This is a genomic window from Streptomyces massasporeus (genome assembly GCF_014648995.1).
In the GTDB taxonomy this organism is placed as follows: domain Bacteria; phylum Actinomycetota; class Actinomycetes; order Streptomycetales; family Streptomycetaceae; genus Streptomyces; species Streptomyces massasporeus.
In genome coordinates this window covers 1-15,107 of the sequence record NZ_BMSE01000004.1, presented here as the reverse complement: position 1 = coordinate 15,107, position 15,107 = coordinate 1, and the positions used below count along the sequence as shown (strand labels likewise).

General features: G+C 69.3%; 15 protein-coding genes, 2 pseudogenes and 1 riboswitch. Of the genes and pseudogenes, 5 read left to right on the top strand and 12 right to left on the bottom strand.

The window, feature by feature from the left end; genetic code table 11:
* Positions 1 to 142: 142 nt before the first annotated feature.
* The 3 genes from IE153_RS11635 to IE153_RS11625 all read right to left on the bottom strand — a co-directional run bounded on the left by IE153_RS11635 (position 143) and on the right by IE153_RS11625 (position 3,088).
* A complete protein-coding gene (locus IE153_RS11635; RefSeq protein WP_185010287.1) occupies positions 143 to 1,183 on the bottom strand; it encodes a C40 family peptidase in 1,041 nt (346 codons plus the stop codon).
* A 245-nt stretch (positions 1,184 to 1,428) separates the two neighbouring features.
* On the bottom strand, positions 1,429 to 2,778 hold the full coding sequence (locus IE153_RS11630) for an NYN domain-containing protein (RefSeq protein WP_189589649.1): 1,350 nt from the start codon (positions 2,776 to 2,778) through the stop codon (positions 1,429 to 1,431).
* A gap of 70 nt (positions 2,779 to 2,848) precedes the next feature.
* Positions 2,849 to 3,088: a hypothetical protein gene (locus tag IE153_RS11625; protein WP_031106126.1), complete on the bottom strand. Its 240-nt coding sequence runs from the start codon at positions 3,086 to 3,088 to the stop codon at positions 2,849 to 2,851.
* A gap of 159 nt (positions 3,089 to 3,247) precedes the next feature.
* Between IE153_RS11625 and IE153_RS11620 the strand changes: the two genes are divergently transcribed.
* The 4 genes and pseudogenes from IE153_RS11620 to IE153_RS11610 form a co-directional block, all read left to right on the top strand.
* Entirely contained in the window at positions 3,248 to 4,000 is a 753-nt protein-coding gene (locus tag IE153_RS11620; RefSeq protein WP_189589648.1) for a rhomboid family intramembrane serine protease, read from the top strand.
* A complete protein-coding gene (locus IE153_RS11615; protein WP_030848030.1) occupies positions 3,997 to 4,278 on the top strand; it encodes an Lrp/AsnC family transcriptional regulator in 282 nt (93 codons plus the stop codon). Before IE153_RS11620 ends, IE153_RS11615 begins: the two co-directional genes overlap by 4 nt.
* Before the next feature lie 90 nt (positions 4,279 to 4,368).
* A pseudogene (locus tag IE153_RS41585) lies at positions 4,369 to 4,683 on the top strand (small secreted hydrophilic protein); the annotation flags it as partial.
* Positions 4,653 to 4,906 (top strand): annotated as a pseudogene (locus IE153_RS11610) (glycerate kinase); the annotation flags it as partial. The pseudogenes IE153_RS41585 and IE153_RS11610, both read left to right, overlap by 31 nt.
* Here IE153_RS11610 and IE153_RS11605 read toward each other — a convergent pair.
* From IE153_RS11605 to ctaE, 6 genes are all read right to left on the bottom strand, one after another.
* Entirely contained in the window at positions 4,861 to 6,243 is a 1,383-nt protein-coding gene (locus IE153_RS11605; RefSeq protein WP_189589647.1) for an aminotransferase class V-fold PLP-dependent enzyme, read from the bottom strand. The pseudogene IE153_RS11610 and the gene IE153_RS11605 overlap by 46 nt on opposite strands.
* Before the next feature lie 131 nt (positions 6,244 to 6,374).
* Positions 6,375 to 6,491: riboswitch (SAM riboswitch) on the bottom strand.
* A gap of 74 nt (positions 6,492 to 6,565) precedes the next feature.
* The gene (trpD, locus tag IE153_RS11600) at positions 6,566 to 7,630 is read right to left on the bottom strand and encodes an anthranilate phosphoribosyltransferase (protein ID WP_189589646.1); all 1,065 of its coding nucleotides are present in this window, start codon (positions 7,628 to 7,630) and stop codon (positions 6,566 to 6,568) included.
* A gap of 135 nt (positions 7,631 to 7,765) precedes the next feature.
* Complete coding sequence (gene qcrB, locus IE153_RS11595) at positions 7,766 to 9,388, bottom strand: cytochrome bc1 complex cytochrome b subunit (protein WP_185010302.1); 1,623 nt, start codon at positions 9,386 to 9,388, stop codon at positions 7,766 to 7,768.
* On the bottom strand, positions 9,385 to 10,458 hold the full coding sequence (gene qcrA / locus IE153_RS11590) for a cytochrome bc1 complex Rieske iron-sulfur subunit (RefSeq protein WP_185010304.1): 1,074 nt from the start codon (positions 10,456 to 10,458) through the stop codon (positions 9,385 to 9,387). Before qcrA ends, qcrB begins: the two co-directional genes overlap by 4 nt.
* A complete protein-coding gene (gene qcrC / locus IE153_RS11585; protein WP_097216166.1) occupies positions 10,455 to 11,267 on the bottom strand; it encodes a cytochrome bc1 complex diheme cytochrome c subunit in 813 nt (270 codons plus the stop codon). Before qcrC ends, qcrA begins: the two co-directional genes overlap by 4 nt.
* Positions 11,268 to 11,348: 81 nt before the next feature.
* Positions 11,349 to 11,969, bottom strand: a complete 621-nt coding sequence (gene ctaE / locus IE153_RS11580) for an aa3-type cytochrome oxidase subunit III (RefSeq protein ID WP_020272940.1) — start codon at positions 11,967 to 11,969, stop codon at positions 11,349 to 11,351.
* Positions 11,970 to 12,114: 145 nt separating this feature from the next.
* Between ctaE and IE153_RS11575 the strand changes: the two genes are divergently transcribed.
* Positions 12,115 to 12,516 (top strand): response regulator, encoded by a 402-nt coding sequence (locus tag IE153_RS11575; RefSeq protein ID WP_189589645.1) that lies wholly within the window; start codon positions 12,115 to 12,117, stop codon positions 12,514 to 12,516.
* A gap of 78 nt (positions 12,517 to 12,594) precedes the next feature.
* Here the strand turns inward: IE153_RS11575 and IE153_RS11570 are convergent, their stop codons facing one another.
* The 3 genes from IE153_RS11570 to IE153_RS11560 all read right to left on the bottom strand — a co-directional run.
* A complete protein-coding gene (locus tag IE153_RS11570; RefSeq protein WP_189589644.1) occupies positions 12,595 to 13,848 on the bottom strand; it encodes a L,D-transpeptidase in 1,254 nt (417 codons plus the stop codon).
* A gap of 131 nt (positions 13,849 to 13,979) precedes the next feature.
* Entirely contained in the window at positions 13,980 to 14,378 is a 399-nt protein-coding gene (locus tag IE153_RS11565) for a cytochrome c oxidase subunit 4 (protein WP_097216169.1), read from the bottom strand.
* Positions 14,375 to 15,107 (bottom strand): cytochrome c oxidase subunit I (locus tag IE153_RS11560; protein WP_189589643.1); only part of this gene is annotated, 733 nt, incomplete at its 5' end. The genes IE153_RS11560 and IE153_RS11565, both read right to left, overlap by 4 nt.

Below are 15,107 nucleotides of genomic sequence, written 5' to 3'. Positions count from 1 at the left end.
CAACGGCCATCCGTGGGTATCCAGCAGTGCGCCCCGCCGCTGACGCAGGTCAATGGCGGGGCGTGGGCTCACTCGGGGCCGTCGTGATTCGCCCGAACGGCGGACACGGTGTCCTGATCTTGAAGGCTCCGGGAGCCGGTCGTCAGACCCGGACGCCGAACATGAACGGGCCGCCGATGGTGCTCATCGACTCGTAGCGGACGACGGTGCCGGTGCGCGGGGCGTGGATGATCTGCCCGTTGCCGGCGTAGAGGCCGACGTGGTGCAGGTCGTTGAAGAAGAAGACCAGGTCGCCGACCTTGAGCTGGCTGGTGGAGTAGATCTTGGTGCCGATCTGCGACTGGGCCTCGGAGGTGCGCGGGATCTGCATGCCGGCGGCGGCGTAGGCCCGGGAGGTGAGGCCGGAGCAGTCGAAGGAGCTCATGCCGGTGGCGCCGTAGACGTAGGGCTTGCCGAGCTGGCTCTGGGCGAAGGCGAAGGCGGAGGCGGCGCGGCCCGAGCCGGGCGGGACGTTGACGTCGAGGGCGTCGCGCTCGCTGGCCCGGCTGGCGCGGCTCTGCTCGGCGGCGAGTTCGGCCTTCTCGGCGGCGGTGAGGCTGTTGAGCAGCTTCTGCGCGGAGGAGAGCTTGCCCTGGACTTCCTTCTTCTTCTTGCCGAGTTCGGTCCGGGTGGAGGCGAGGTCCTTGAGCTTCTCGGAGGCCTCGGCGCGCTCCTGGGCCAGTTCGCGCTGCTTCTCCTGGACCTTCTTCAGCGCCTCGACCTGCTGGCTGCTCAACTGGTCGAGCGTGGAGGCCTTGTCGAGGTAGTCCTCGGGGTTCGCGGAGAGGAACAGCTGGACGGAGGGGTCGATGGAGCCGGTGCGGTACTGCGACGCGGCGGCGAGGCCCAGGCTGTCGCGGAGCTCGTTGAGCTCCTCCTGGCCGCGGGCCACGTTGTCCTGGATGGTGGAGATCTCCTTCTGGAGCTTCTCCTGCTTCTCCTTGGCCCCGTTGTACTTCTCGGTGGCCTGCTCCGCCTCTTCGTAGAGCTTGTCGACCTTGGTCTTGACCTCGTCCTTGCTCGGCTTCTCACTGGGGGCCGCGTTGGCGGCCTGCGAGCTGAAGGCGACGGCAGCGGCGGCGGCGGTGGTCAGCACGGTCACACGTGCGCGGCTCGGCTGCTTAGGACGACGGTGGGACGCCACGGGTGAAAAGCTCCTTCTGGCCCCTCCGCCGTCTCTCCCGATGAGTGATCACCCGAGCGGAGGTTCGGCCCGACCCTAGTGACCTTCCTGTGATCAGTTCAAATCCTCAGATGAAAAATTGCATCACGGTAGGCCATCTTTTCATCTGGACTCACAGGCCGTGAGACCCACTTGACGCAACGTGGCTCACAGGTCCCACCAATTCGGGCATCACGCCCGGACGTTACGCATGGTGCGTACGCCCCCTAGGCCCGTGAAAGCCGCCTGAGCAGCATCGCGGAGGCGACCGGGCGGGCGCCGGCCCGGGCCACGCCGTCGGCGACCTCGCGGTCGGTGGACGCCACGATGACCGGACGGCCCGGCGGTTCGGCGCGCACCAGCTGGCGGATGAGCTCGTCGGCGGTGACGCCCGGCTTCGAGAACAGCACACGCACACCGCGTGGCGGGGCCAGCAGCACCGGCGCGGCCAGCTCCGCGCCGTCGAAGACACAGGTCACCTCGGCGCCGCTCTGCGCGGCCAGTTGGGAGAGCTGCCCCAGCAGCCGCAGGCGCTGCTTCTCCAGCGGCATCTGCGGATAGCCGGTCTTGGTGACGTTGTAGCCGTCGACGACCAGATGGGCCTGCGGCAGCGCCAGCAGCTGGTCGAGGACCTGCGGGTCGTCCTCCGACAGGGCGCGGGCGGCGATGTCCTTCGGGGTCATCCGGCCCGGCTCGACGGCGTCGACGGTCTCGGCAGGCCGCACCGACACCGGGGGCAGGGCCAGTTCGCGGCGGAGCCCCTGGGTCGCGTCCAGCAGGGTGTCCAGCAGCAGCCGGACCCGCATGTCCTCGACGCTGCGGCCCTCGCGGGCGGCCCGGCGCGCGGCCTCCAGGGCGGCCTCGCTCTCACCCAGCCGGGACTTGAGGCGCCGGGTCTCGCTCTCGGCGGCGGAGAGCTGCGCGTGCCCCTCGGCGCGGACGGCCTCGATCTCGCCCTGCGCCTTACGCAGGGCGGCCTCGCCGCGCTTGACGTCGCTGAGGGCGGCTCGCAGCTTGCGGTGCAGCGACTCGGTTTCCTTCTTGGCCGATTCCAGCTCCGTGCGCAGCCGCTCGGTCTCGGCCCGGGTGTGGTCACGGGCCCGGTCGAGCTCGGCGCGCAGCCGCTCCAGCTCGGCCCGGCTCTCCTCGTCGGCGCGCTCGGCGTCGGCCCGCTGGGCCTCCTCGCCGGCGGCGGTCACGAGTTTCACCCAGCCGAGGGGACGCAGTACGTAGGCCGCGGCCGCCACATCGAGCGGGTCCGCGGCCGGGGGCGGGGAGCCTGAGTCGAGGGCGCCGGTCAGCTCCGGCTGGGTCTCTCTGAGCTTCTCGCCGATGCGCTGCCGGAACAGCGGGTCGGTCTCCAGGGCGGCCGCCATCGCGTTGCCGGCGAACTTCGCCCGTCGGTTCGGGGCGAACCGGGCGTACTGCCTGAGCTGCGCGGGCAGCTCGCCGACCGTCAGCGAGCCGAAGCCGTCGGAGACGATCTGCACCACTCTGCGGCGCACGCCGTCGGGCAGCGGACGGTCGAGCACCTCGGCGGCGCCGTCGCCCGGCCCCCCGCCCGTGGTCTCCACCATCCGTCACACCCCAATCCGTGCGGGGCCCTCCCCCACTCTCGACTTCACTCGAGCGGGGGGACCCCCATCCTCAGGAGCCGGCGCCCGGCCTGTCCACGAGTTCCACCTGGTCCACCGCGTTACACCAGCGGCAGCGCACCGACTCGATGGTCTCACTGAGGACGTCGCGCTCCTCGACCTTCGGCTCTCCGGCCAGGTCGAGGTGGACGTACTCGACGACCTTCGACGAGCGGGTCACGTCGAACCTCGTGAGGTTGCCGCAGAGGGTGCAGCGCCACCGCGTCTCGGCGGTCGGCAGGGGAACCGTCATCGTGACCTGTTCTCTTTCCTTCTAGTGTCCGCGACGCGACCGGCATCCCCGGTGCGTGTGGTCCGTAACCCTACGGCCTGGCGGGTACCCGCCGCCCGCGTGTCCACGGCGGCGAGGCGGTATGGGTGGTTGCGTCCGGTTACGTCATGCTCTGTATTCATGATCCGCAAGTGGAGTGCGTCGATCGTCCGGGCCGGCAGATCGGTCAGGGGGTCGTCGGCGCCGGTGACGTACACCCTGATCGCCCTGTGCTGCCTGGTCTTCCTGGCCGGACCCGCCTCGGGCCTGAACCCGGCGTACGGCACGGGCGACGAGCTGCTCGCCGTGCAGCGGGCCTACTTCCGGCGCTGGGGCGTGATCCCCGCAGAACTGTTCGAAGGGTCCGGGAGGCCGGCCCTCACCCCCGTGACCGCGCTCTTCGTCCACGGCAGCTGGGTCCACCTGCTCGGCAACATGCTCTTCCTCTACGTCTTCGGGGCGATGACCGAGGAGCGGATGGGCCGGGTGCAGTTCACCCTGTTCTACGTCGGCTGCGGCTACCTGGCCCTGCTGGGCTACGCCGTGGCCAACGCGGACTCCGAGCAGTCCCTGGTCGGTGCCTCGGGGGCGATCTCGGCAGTCCTCGGCGCGTTCCTGTACCTGTTCCCCCGGGCCCGGGTGACCAGTCTCCTGCCGTTCCTCTTCTTCCTGCCGGTGCGCTTCCCGGCGTGGGTCGTGCTGCCGTTCTGGGCGGCGCTGCAGTGGCTGGCGGCGGGGCGGGCCCCGGACGGGCCGGGGGTGGCCTACCTCGCCCACCTGATCGGTTTCGGTCTGGGCTTCGGCTACGCGTCGGTCCGATACGGCCGTCCCGCCGGCCCTACTAGAGTGAAGGCCGCCCCTGCTCCGGCCCCCGAGGGAGAGAACCAGCCGTGATCACCGCGATCGTCCTCATCAAGACCAGCGTGGACCGGATCCCCGAGATCGCCGAGTCGATCGCGGCGCTGGACAGCGTCAGCGAGGTCTTCTCCGTCACCGGCACCTACGACCTGATCGCGATGGTCCGGGTGAAGGAGCACGAGGACCTGGCGGAGGTCATCCCGGGCCGGATCAGCAAGATCCCCGGCGTGGAGGGCACGGACACGCACGTGGCGTTCCGTACGTACTCGCAGCACGACCTGGAAGCGGCCTTCTCGATCGGGCTGGACAACTAGCGGCCCCGTCCTGCCCGCCGGGCCCCGGATGAGGAGTTCTTCATCCGGGCTTCATCCCGCTCCCCGGGTTCCGTCCGCAGGATCGGGCCCATGGTTTCCTCTCGCCGGATAGCGGCCCTGTCCGCCGTCGTGCTGATCCCGCTCGGCATCGCCGCGACCAGTTACGCACTCGCGGACAGCCCCGAGTCGCCCAGGGTGCCCTCGCAGAAGGTCGAGCTGGACCACGGCTCGCCCACGCCCACCTCCACGCTCCGGCCCGGTGAGAAGGCCACACCGCCCGGCGCCCCACCGGGTGACGAGGTCGTCTCGCGGCCTGCGGTGACCGACAGCTCAGCGAGTGACGATGACGACGACGACCGCGGCCAGGGCACCGGAGACGACGGACCGGGCGACGACGGCCCCGGCTGGCCCTGGCCGGCACGCTCGGCGAGGGCGCGGGCAGGTGCCGGGCGTGGACGCCTGCCACGGCATCCTGCCCGCCCCGATGGAGCTGGCCGAGGCCCTGCTGCGGGCGAGCGAACTCCTCACGGACGCCACCGAGCGCGCCCTGCGGATGATCGTCCTGGGCACCCGGCTGCCGGCTCAGGCGGAGGTGTCCGGCACGCAGCGCCCGTCCTCCGTGCGGTAGTTCCACTTCGCCCCGTCCGCCACGAGCTCCTTCACCGCCCGCACGAACCGCTCCACGTGCTCGTCGGGCGTGCCCGCTCCGAAGCTGACCCGGATGGCGTTGAGCGACTTCTCCCCGGGCGCGGCCTCCGGCGCCCCGCACTCCCCCTGCGCCTGCGGGTCGCTGCCGAGCAGCGTGCGCAGCAGCGGATGGGCGCAGAACAGCCCGTCCCGTACGCCGATGCCGTACTCGGCGGACAGGGCGGCGGCGAAGTGGGAGCTGTTCCAGCCCTCGACGACGAAGGAGAGCACCCCGACCCGCGGCGCCTCGTCCCCGAAGAGGGACAGGAACCGCACCTCGGGGACGTCGGCGAGTCCGTCGCGCACCGCGCGGACCAGGTACTGCTCACGGGCGACGAGGGTGTCGAAACCGGCCTCGGTCAGCGCCTTGCAGGCCGACGCGAGGGCGTAGGCGCCGATGACGTTGGGCGACCCGGCCTCGTGGCGGGCGGCGCTGTCGTGCCACTCCACGTCCACTCCGCCGTCCTCCCGCCGGCCGACCTTGCGGCTGGCCCCGCCGCCCGCGAGGTACGGCTCGGCCGCGCGCAGCCAGTCGGCCCGCCCGGCCAGGACGCCCGAGCCGAAGGGCGCGTACAGCTTGTGCCCGGAGAAGGCGACCCAGTCGACGTCGAGGTCGGCGACGGACACCTGGTGGTGCGGGGCCAGCTGCGCGGCGTCCAGCACGATGCGCGCACCGTGGGCGTGCGCGGCCGCCGTGAGCTCCCGTACGGGCCACAGCTCACCGGTGACGTTCGAGGCGCCGGTGACGCACACGAGGGCCGGCCCGTGGCCCCCCTCGAGGGACACAGTGCGGTCGGCGAGGGCGCGCTCCAGGGTCTCGACGGCCTCGCGGGGGCTGCGCGGGGCGTCGAGGTAGGTGACCTGGGCGCCGCGCCACGGCAGCAGCGAGGCGTGGTGCTCGGTCTCGAAGACGAAGACCCGGCAGTCGGCGGGGAGCGCGGCGGCGAGGAGGTTGAGGGAGTCGGTGGTGGACCGGGTGAACACGACCTGGTCGCCCTCGCGGCAGTCGAGGAACTCCGCGACGGTCCGGCGGGCGTTCTCGAACAGGTCGGTGGAGAGCTGGGAGAGGTACCCGGCGCCGCGGTGGACGCTGCCGTAGTACGGCGCGTAGGCGGCGACGTCGTCCCAGACCCGCTGGAGCGCCGGGGCGCTGGCGGCGTAGTCGAGGGCGGCGTAGGTGACCTCGCCACCGGTCACGAGCGGCACGGTGACATCCCGGCCCAGAACGGGCAGCGGGGCACAAACGGACGGGGCGGCGGCAACGGTGGAGACGGACATGGGTGAACTCCCGTGAAGGCAGGTGGAATCCGCCCGCGAGCGCGTACGGCTCGAGCGGGGGTGAAAGGAAGGGGATGCGGAGGCGGGGCTCTGCGGCCCTATCGCATTCGCAGGTTCACGGAAGACTCCTCGTCACGCGCTTGCCGCAGACCTCGCTGCCTGCGGCCCGGTCTTCACCCGGGGCACCCCGCCACGGACGGAGGGTTGCCGGACAGTCGGCCGGGGCCTCATGACTGTCACTCATGACCTGTTCAGGAACGTACGCGAAAAGATCGGCGCCCCGCAACCCGAGTCCGGATCGCGGGACGCCGTACGGGATCCGCTACGCGTTGCTCGCGGCCACCCAGCGCTCCAGCGTGCGCTTCGCCGCCCCCGAGTCGATCGACTCGGCCGCCTTCGCCATCCCGGCGCCGATCTGCTCGGCCAGGGGCGCGCTGGTGGGCTCCAGGGCCACCAGCGCCGCCGCCGAGTTCAGCAGGACCGCGTCGCGGACCGGGCCGGTCTCGCCGTCCAGCAGCCGCCGGGCGACCTCGGCGTTGTAGGAGGCGTCCGCGCCGCGCAGCGCCTCTACGGGGACCAGTTCGAGGCCCACGTCACGCGGGTCGAAGGCCTCCTCGGTCACGTCGCCGTCCCGGACGATCCACACCCGGGAGGTGGCCGTCGTGGTCAGCTCGTCCAGGCCGTCGTCGCCCCGGAAGACCAGGGAGGAGTTGCCGCGCTCGGCGAAGACGCCCGCGACGATCGGCGCCATGCGCGGATCCGCCACACCGACGGCCTGGGCGCGGACCCGGGCCGGGTTGGTGAGCGGGCCGAGGGCGTTGAACACCGTGCGGATGCCCAACTGGCCGCGGGCGGCGCCCGCGTGCCGCAGCGCCGGGTGGAACTTCACCGCGAAGCAGAAGGTGATCCCGGCCTCCTCGGCGACCTCCGTCACCCGGTGCAGGGGCAGTTCCAGGTTGACGCCGAGCTTCTCCAGCACGTCGGAGGCCCCGGACGCCGAGGACGCGGCGCGGTTGCCGTGCTTGACGACCTTCGCGCCGGTGCCGGCGACGACGATCGAGGACATCGTGGAGATGTTGACCGTCTTCGCGCCGTCACCGCCCGTGCCGACGATGTCGACCGTCGCTCCGGGCACCTCGATCACGTTGGCGTGCTCGTACATCGTGCGGACGAGGCCGTTGATCTCCTCGACGGTCTCGCCCTTGGCGCGCAGGGCCACGACGAACCCGGCGATCTGTGCCTCGGTCGCCTCGCCGCGCATGATGCGATCCATGGCCCAGGCGGTGTCGTCCGCGCTCAGGTGCCTGCCGTCCAGCAGGCCGTTCAACAGCAGGGGCCAGGAGCGGCCCGCCGCGGTGTCGCCTCCAGCGGGGGTCACAGCGCTCATAAGCCGCTCCAGGGTCAGGCGTCCCGCACTACGGGACGAGAGTCTCAACGGGTCCACCCTATCCAGCCCCGGGCAGGGCGAAGGGCCCCGTCCGATGATCGGACGGGGCCCCTCTGTGGCGTGGCGAAGCAGTGATCAGTGGTGGCCGTGGCCGCTCGTGATCTCCCGGTACTCCTCGGCGGTGGGCTTCGGGATCTGGGCACCCTCGCCGTAGTAGGCGTCGCTGAGCTTGGCGCGCAGCTTCTCGGAACCCTTCACCTTGCGCTCGACACCGTTCTCGTCGACCGTCGGGCCGATCTCGGCCGGCTTGTACTGCTCGTGGGCCGTGAGCGTGTACATCTGCTCCTGGCTGAGCGGCTCGTGCACCTCGATGAACTCACCGTGCGGCAGGCGCTTGATGATGCCCGACTCGCGGCCGTGCAGCACCTTCTCCTTGTCCCGGCGCTGCAGGCCGAGGCAGATGCGCTTGGTGACGACGAAGGCGAGGACCGGTCCGAGGAAGAACCCGATCCGGACGAACCAGGTCACCGAGTTGATCGACAGATGGAAGTGCGTGGCGACGATGTCGTTGCCACCGCCGATCAGCATGATGATGTAGCCGGTCACCCACGCGACACCGACGCCCGTACGGGTCGGGGCGTTGCGCGGACGGTCCAGGATGTGGTGCTCGCGCTTGTCCCCGGTGACCCACGACTCGATGAACGGGTACAGGGCGATGATCCCGAGGAACACGCCGAAGAGGACCAGCGGGATGAACACACCCAGGACGAGCGTGTGACCCCAGAGGTTGATCTCCCAGCCGGGCATCGCACGGATGAGACCCTCGGCGAAGCCCATGTACCAGTCGGGCTGGGCACCGGTCGACACCTGGTCGGGCCGGTAGGGGCCCAGGACCCAGATCGGGTTGATCGTCGCGATGCCGGCGAGGGCCGCGATGGCACCGAAGACCAGGAAGAAGAAGCCTCCGGCCTTGGCCATGTAGACCGGCAGCAGCGGCATGCCGACGACGTTCTTGTTGGTCCGGCCGGGACCCGCGAACTGGGTGTGCTTGTGGTAGAAGACCAGGATCAGGTGGCCGACCACGAGCCCGAGCATGATGCCCGGCAGCAGCAGGATGTGGATCGAGTAGAACCGGGCGACGAAGTCGGTACCCGGGAACTCCCCGCCGAACAGGAACATCGAGATGTACGTGCCCACGATCGGCACGGACAGGATCGCGCCCTGCGTGAAGCGGACACCCGTACCGGAGAGCAGGTCGTCCGGGAGCGAGTAGCCGGTGAAGCCGGTGAACATGCCCAGGACGAACAGCAGGAAGCCGAACATCCAGTTGATCTCACGCGGCTTGCGGAACGCGCCGGTGAAGAAGACGCGCATCATGTGCACGAACATGCCGGCGAGGAAGATGATCGCCGCCCAGTGGTGGATCTGCCGGATCAGCAGACCGCCGCGGACGTCGAAGCTGATGTCCAGCGTGGAGGCGAACGCCTCCGACATCAGCTGCCCCTGGAGCGGGACGTAACTGCCGTGGTACTCCACCTCGTTCATCGACGGGTGGAAGAACAGCGTCAGGTACACACCCGTGAGGATGATGATGATGAAGCTGTAGAGGCAGATCTCACCGAGCATGAAGGACCAGTGGTCCGGGAAGATCTTGCGCATGTTGGCCTTGGCCAGGGAGTAGATCCCGAGGCGGCCGTCGGCCCAGTCGGCGACCCGCTCACCCGCGGGCGCCTTGCGGCGTGTCTGTGCAGTGCTCATCCGCGCTCCCAGAAAGCAGGGCCGACGGGCTCTTCGAAGTCGCCGAGCGCCTCGAGGTAGCCCTCGTCGTTCACGCCGATGCGGAGCTGCGGCAGGGCGTGACCGGCGGGACCGAAGATCACTCGGGCACCGTCGGAGAGGTCGAAGGTGGACTGGTGGCACGGGCAGAGCACGTGGTGCGTCTGCTGCTCGTACAGGGAGATCGGGCAACCGACGTGGGTGCAGATCTTCGAGTACGCGACGATGCCCTGGTGCGACCACTCGAGCTCGCGCTTGTCCTTGATGTTCTCCGGCTGGATCCGGACGATCATCAGGGCGGCCTTGGCGATCTCGTTCTGGAAGTCGTGGTCGTGCTCCTCCAGGCCCTCGGGCTTGGCGAAGGTCAGCGAACCGACCGCGACATCGGACGGACGCAGCGGCTCGTTCGTGTTCATGTTGACGAGCAGCTTGCCCTTGGACCACAGCGTGTGGCGGAGCTTGGTGCCCGGCAGCGGGCCGAGGTCGCGCAGCAGCACGACGCCGGAGAGCGGCACCAGCGTGAGCGCGCCGAGCATCGTGTTGCGGATCAGCTTGCGCCGGCCGATCGCCGACTCCTTGGCGCCCTGCTTGAAGTCCGCGAAGACCTTCTCGCGGACCTCGGGCGACGCCTCGATCGCGTGCCGCTCGTCGGCGACCTCCACGTCGGACATCAGGGTGCGCGCCCAGTGGACGGCGCCCGCGCCGATGCAGAACAGCGCGATGCCGAGCGTCATGCCCAGTGCGAAGTTCAGCGCGCTGATGTGACCGAGCGGGAAGATGAAGACCGACTTGTCGACCGGGATCGCCACGAAGGAGGCGATGAAGCCGACCGTCGCCAGCATCGACAGGGTGAACAGGAAGGCGACCGAGCGCTCGGACCGCTTGGCGGCCCGCTCGTCGACGTCCTGGACCCGGTGCTCGTGGGGAGGCAGGCCCGGGTCGGCGAACGGGTTCTTGTCGTCCGCGACGCTCACCGCGCCGTGCCCGTGCTCGTCATGGCCTGCGGACTGCGCGGCAGGCAGGTTCTCTTCTGGAATGTCTTGGCTACTCATGACTTCTTGGCCTTTGCGGTCCGGGCGGCGACCCACACGGCGACGGCGATCAGACCGCCGAGACCGAAGATCCAGCCGAACAGGCCCTCGCTGACCGGCCCGAGGCCACCCAGTTCGAGGCCGCCGGGGCTCTCGGTCTTTTCGCTGTTGACCGCGTCGAGGTACGCGATGATGTCCTTCTTGTTCTTCTCCGACAGCGTGGTGTCGGGGAAGGACGGCATGTTCTGCGGGCCGGTCTGCATGGCCTCGTAGATGTGCTTCGGGGAGACGCCCTCGAGGGTCGGCGCGTACTTGCCGTGCGTCAGCGCGCCGCCCTTGCCGGTGAAGTTGTGGCACTGCGCGCAGTTGGTGCGGAACAGCTCACCGCCCTTGGCGATGTCGGCACCCTCGGGGCCGTACTGCTCCTCCGTCGGGACGGACGGACCGGCACCCAGCGAGGCGATGAACGCCGCGAGCTGGTCGATCTCGGCCTGCGAGTAGATGTTCTTCTTCGCCGGGACCTGGGGGCCCTGGGAGGTGGCGGCCGGCATCCGGCCGGTGCCCACCTGGAAGTCGACGGCCGCGGCGCCCACACCCACCAGGCTCGGCCCGTCGGAGGTGCCCTGACCGCCGGTGCCGTGGCAACTGGCGCAACCGACCGAGTAGAGCTTCTTGCCCTCCTCGATGGTGAGGGACTGGGCGGTTTCGTCGGCCTGCGCCTGGTCCGCGGGTGCGAACACGGCGTACAGCCCCCCGGTGCATGCCAGCGCGAGGAGTAGGACGACGAGCGCCGCCAACGGGTGGCGTCGTCGTGCGGAGAGCTTTTTCACGGATTACCCCGGTGTCAGGATCTTCTGCGTCGATGCTTCTGGGATGCGCGCTTCGTCGAGCACGCGCGGATGCGGGCCCTGCTACTTGATCATGTAGATCGTGGCGAAGAGACCGATCCAGACGACATCGACGAAGTGCCAGTAATAGGACACGACGATCGCGGCCGTCGCCTGCTCGTGGGTGAACCTCCGGGCCGCGTAGGTCCGTCCCAGGACCAGCAGGAAGGCGATGAGACCGCCCGTCACGTGCAGGCCGTGGAAGCCGGTGGTCAGGTAGAACACCGAGCCGTACGGGTCGGAGGACAGGGACAGGCCCGCGTCCTTGACCAGCTCCGTGTACTCGAAGACCTGACCACCGATGAAGATCGCACCCATCACGAACGTGACGATGAACCACATCCGCAGCTTCTTCACGTCACCGCGCTCGGCGGCGAAGACGCCGAGCTGGCAGGTGAGCGAGGAGAGCACCAGGATGGTGGTGTTCGTCGCCGAGAACGGGAAGTTGAGATGGGCGGCCATCTCCTTCCAGTGATCGGGACCCGTCACCGATCGCAGGGTGAAGTACATCGCGAAGAGGGCCGCGAAGAACATCAGCTCGGAACTCAGCCAGATGATCGTTCCGACGCTGGTGAGGTTCGGCCGATTGACCGACGGGTGCGCGTGCCCGGTTTCTACTGTCGTTGCTGTCGCCACGACCGACATTATGTCGGTCGCTTATCCCGCCCTCACTCCGGGGGGTGCCGTTCGGAGTGTCTTCCCCGGTCGTACCGGTGTTGACGTGGTGTTCAAGGGAGTAGCATCCGGCCCAACGGGCCTGTCCTTACGACGCTGACGTCACGGAGGAACAATGCAGCCGACCGCCACGGTGCTGGTCTACAGCGACGACTCCAACACCCGCGAGCAGGTACGCCTCGCCACGGGACGGAGGCCGGCGCCGGACGTTCCCGTGGTGGAGTTCCTGGAGTGTGCGACTCCGGACGCGGTCCTGCGGGAGCTGGACCGGGGCGGGATCGACGTCTGTGTACTGGACGGCGAGGCCGTGCCGATGGGGGGCATGGGCGTCTGCCGGCAGATCAAGGACGAGGTGTTCGACTGCCCGCCGGTGCTGCTGCTGATCGGGCGGCCCCAGGACGCGTGGCTGGCGACCTGGAGCCGTGCGGAGGCGGCGGTGACCTTGCCGGTGGAGCCGGTGGAGTTCGCTGCCGCGCTGGCTTCTCTGTTGCGGGACAAGGCGGCTTTGAACGCCTAGAGGTCGGGGGCGCCTGTTGTCTCGCGGGTGCGGGTGGTCTGTGGCTGGTCGCGCAGTTCCCCGCGCCCCTGAGGGCGTCTAGACGCTCTGCGGCCGCAGGCGGGCCCTGTCGGCGTCCGTGGGGCCGTCCGGGGTGCCCCCGACGAGCGCGCTGCCGGTGCGCCACTTCGCCCAGTCGAGGTTCCAGTCGCCGTAGCCGTTGCCGAAGGGGGCCATCACGTCGCCGCCTGAGTTCACGACCTTGACGATGTCGCCCTCGCGGACCGTGTCGTAGAACCAGGCCGCGTTCTCGGTGCTCATGCCGGTGCAGCCGTGGCTGACGTTGGCGAAGCCCTGGGAGCCGACGGACCAGGGGGCGGCGTGAACGTACTCGCCGCTGTTGGTGACGCGGACGGAGTGGTGGACGATCAGGTCGTAGAAGTCCGAGGAGCCGATGCTGGCGCTGGTCATGCGGACGGTGCCCTCTTTGGCGAGGACGACCTTGACGCCGTTGCGGGTGTCGTAGCCGGGCTTGCCCGTGGTGACGGGTATCTGCCGGATGACCTCGTCGTTCTTGTAGACGGTCATCTGGTGGGCGGCGGCGTCCGTGACGGCTATGAGTTTGTCCGCGGTGGTGAAGGTCAGCGGCTTGGCCTTGCCGCCCCACATCCGGTCGCCGATCTTGATGCCCTCCAGGTTGCTGCGGACCTGGACGGTCGCCTGGGCGGGCCAGTAGTCCTTCGGGCGGTAGTGGAGCTTTTTGTCGTCCACCCAGTGCCAGGCGCCGTTCGTGGCGGGCGTGGAGGAGACCTTGAGGGCGCGCTCCACGACGGCCCGCTGGGCCTTGTCCTTGACGGGCTGGTTCAGTTCGGCCGTGATGGGCTGGCCGACGCCGTAGGTGCCCGTCTTGGGGCCGAAGGCGACGTCCAGGCGCTTCTTGGTGGTGGGCTTGCCGGTGTCGAAGGTGACGACCTTGCGGCCGGGCGCCCCGTCCTCGTCCTCGGTGCTCACACGGACCGTGTAGCTGGCGTTGGCGGCCAGCGGGGTGGTGCTGTGCCAGCGGCTGCCGTCGGCGGCGAGTTCGCCCGCCACGTAGCGTCCTGAGGCGTCGTGGGCCGTGACGTCCGTGATGCGCCCGTCGGAGTCCTCGACGACTTCCAGGGGCTTGTCCGGGTCGGCCTTCTCGCGGCCCCCGTCGGGGGCGTTGAAGGAGATCTGGTCCGCCCCGTCGTAGGGGCGGGCGGCGAGCGGGTTGCCGTCCGAGCCGCAGGCGGTGACGCCCGCGCAGAGGGCGGTCACCAGCAGCGTGCAGCTGACGGCGGTGCGGGGGCGGGATATCGCTGTGTGGCTCATGACCTCACGCTAGGAAGCCCCGTCAACGGCGGCACGCCGAGCGACTCGTTCGAGTGACATGTGTTGGGGCAAAAAGCGGAGGCCCGGACGCTCCTCTCGGAGTGTCCGGGCCCCTCAACGCTCGGCGCGTGTTACTGGGTGCGGTTCTCACCGCGGTAGTACTCGAAGACCCAGCCCCAGACGCCGATCAGGATGATCGGCAGCGAGAAGTACATCAGCCACCAGCCGATGGCGACGGACAGGAAGGCGAGGGCGCCTCCGATGCCCAGGGACAGCGGCTGCCAGCTGTGCGGGCTGAAGAACCCGACCTCGCCGGCGTCGTCCGCGACGTCCGCCTCCTTGTTGTCCTGCGCACCGGCGTCCACCCGCTTGGCCGTGAAGCCCAGGTAGAAGCCGATCATGATGCACAGGCCGAAGGCCAGGAAGAGGGCCGTGGTACCGGCCGGCTCCTTCGACCACACGCCATAGACCACAGCCATGGCGAGGACGAAGACGCTCAGCCACATGAACATCTTGCCCTGGATCTTCACTTGCCGGCCTCCTTGCCACCAGCGATGGCCTTCTCGCCGTGACCGGCGTTCTCGAGCTGGTCGAGAGCCGCGATCTCCGGGTGGTGCAGATCGAACGCCGGGGATTCACTGCGGATCCGCGGCATGGTGATGAAGTTGTGCCGCGGCGGCGGGCAGGAGGTCGCCCACTCCAGGGAGCGGCCGTAGCCCCACGGGTCGTCGACGCCGACCGGCTTGCCGTACTTGGCCGTCTTCCACACGTTGTAGAAGAACGGCAGGATCGACATGCCGAGCAGGAACGAGCTGATCGTCGAGATCGTGTTCAGCGCGGTGAAGCCGTCGGCCGCCAGGTAGTCGGCGTAACGACGCGGCATGCCCTCGGCGCCCAGCCAGTGCTGGACCAGGAACGTGCCGTGGAAGCCGATGAACAGCGTCCAGAAGGTGATCTTGCCGAGGCGCTCGTCCAGCATCTTGCCGGTCCACTTCGGCCACCAGAAGTGGAAGCCGGAGAACATCGCGAACACCACGGTGCCGAAGACGACGTAGTGGAAGTGCGCCACCACGAAGTACGAGTCGGAGACGTGGAAGTCCATCGGCGGCGAGGCCAGGATGACACCGGTCAGACCACCGAAGGTGAAGGTGATCAGGAAGCCGGTCGCCCAGAGCATCGGTGTCTCGAAGGACAACGAACCCTTCCACATCGTTCCGATCCAGTTGAAGAACTTCACACCGGTCGGTACGGCGATGAGG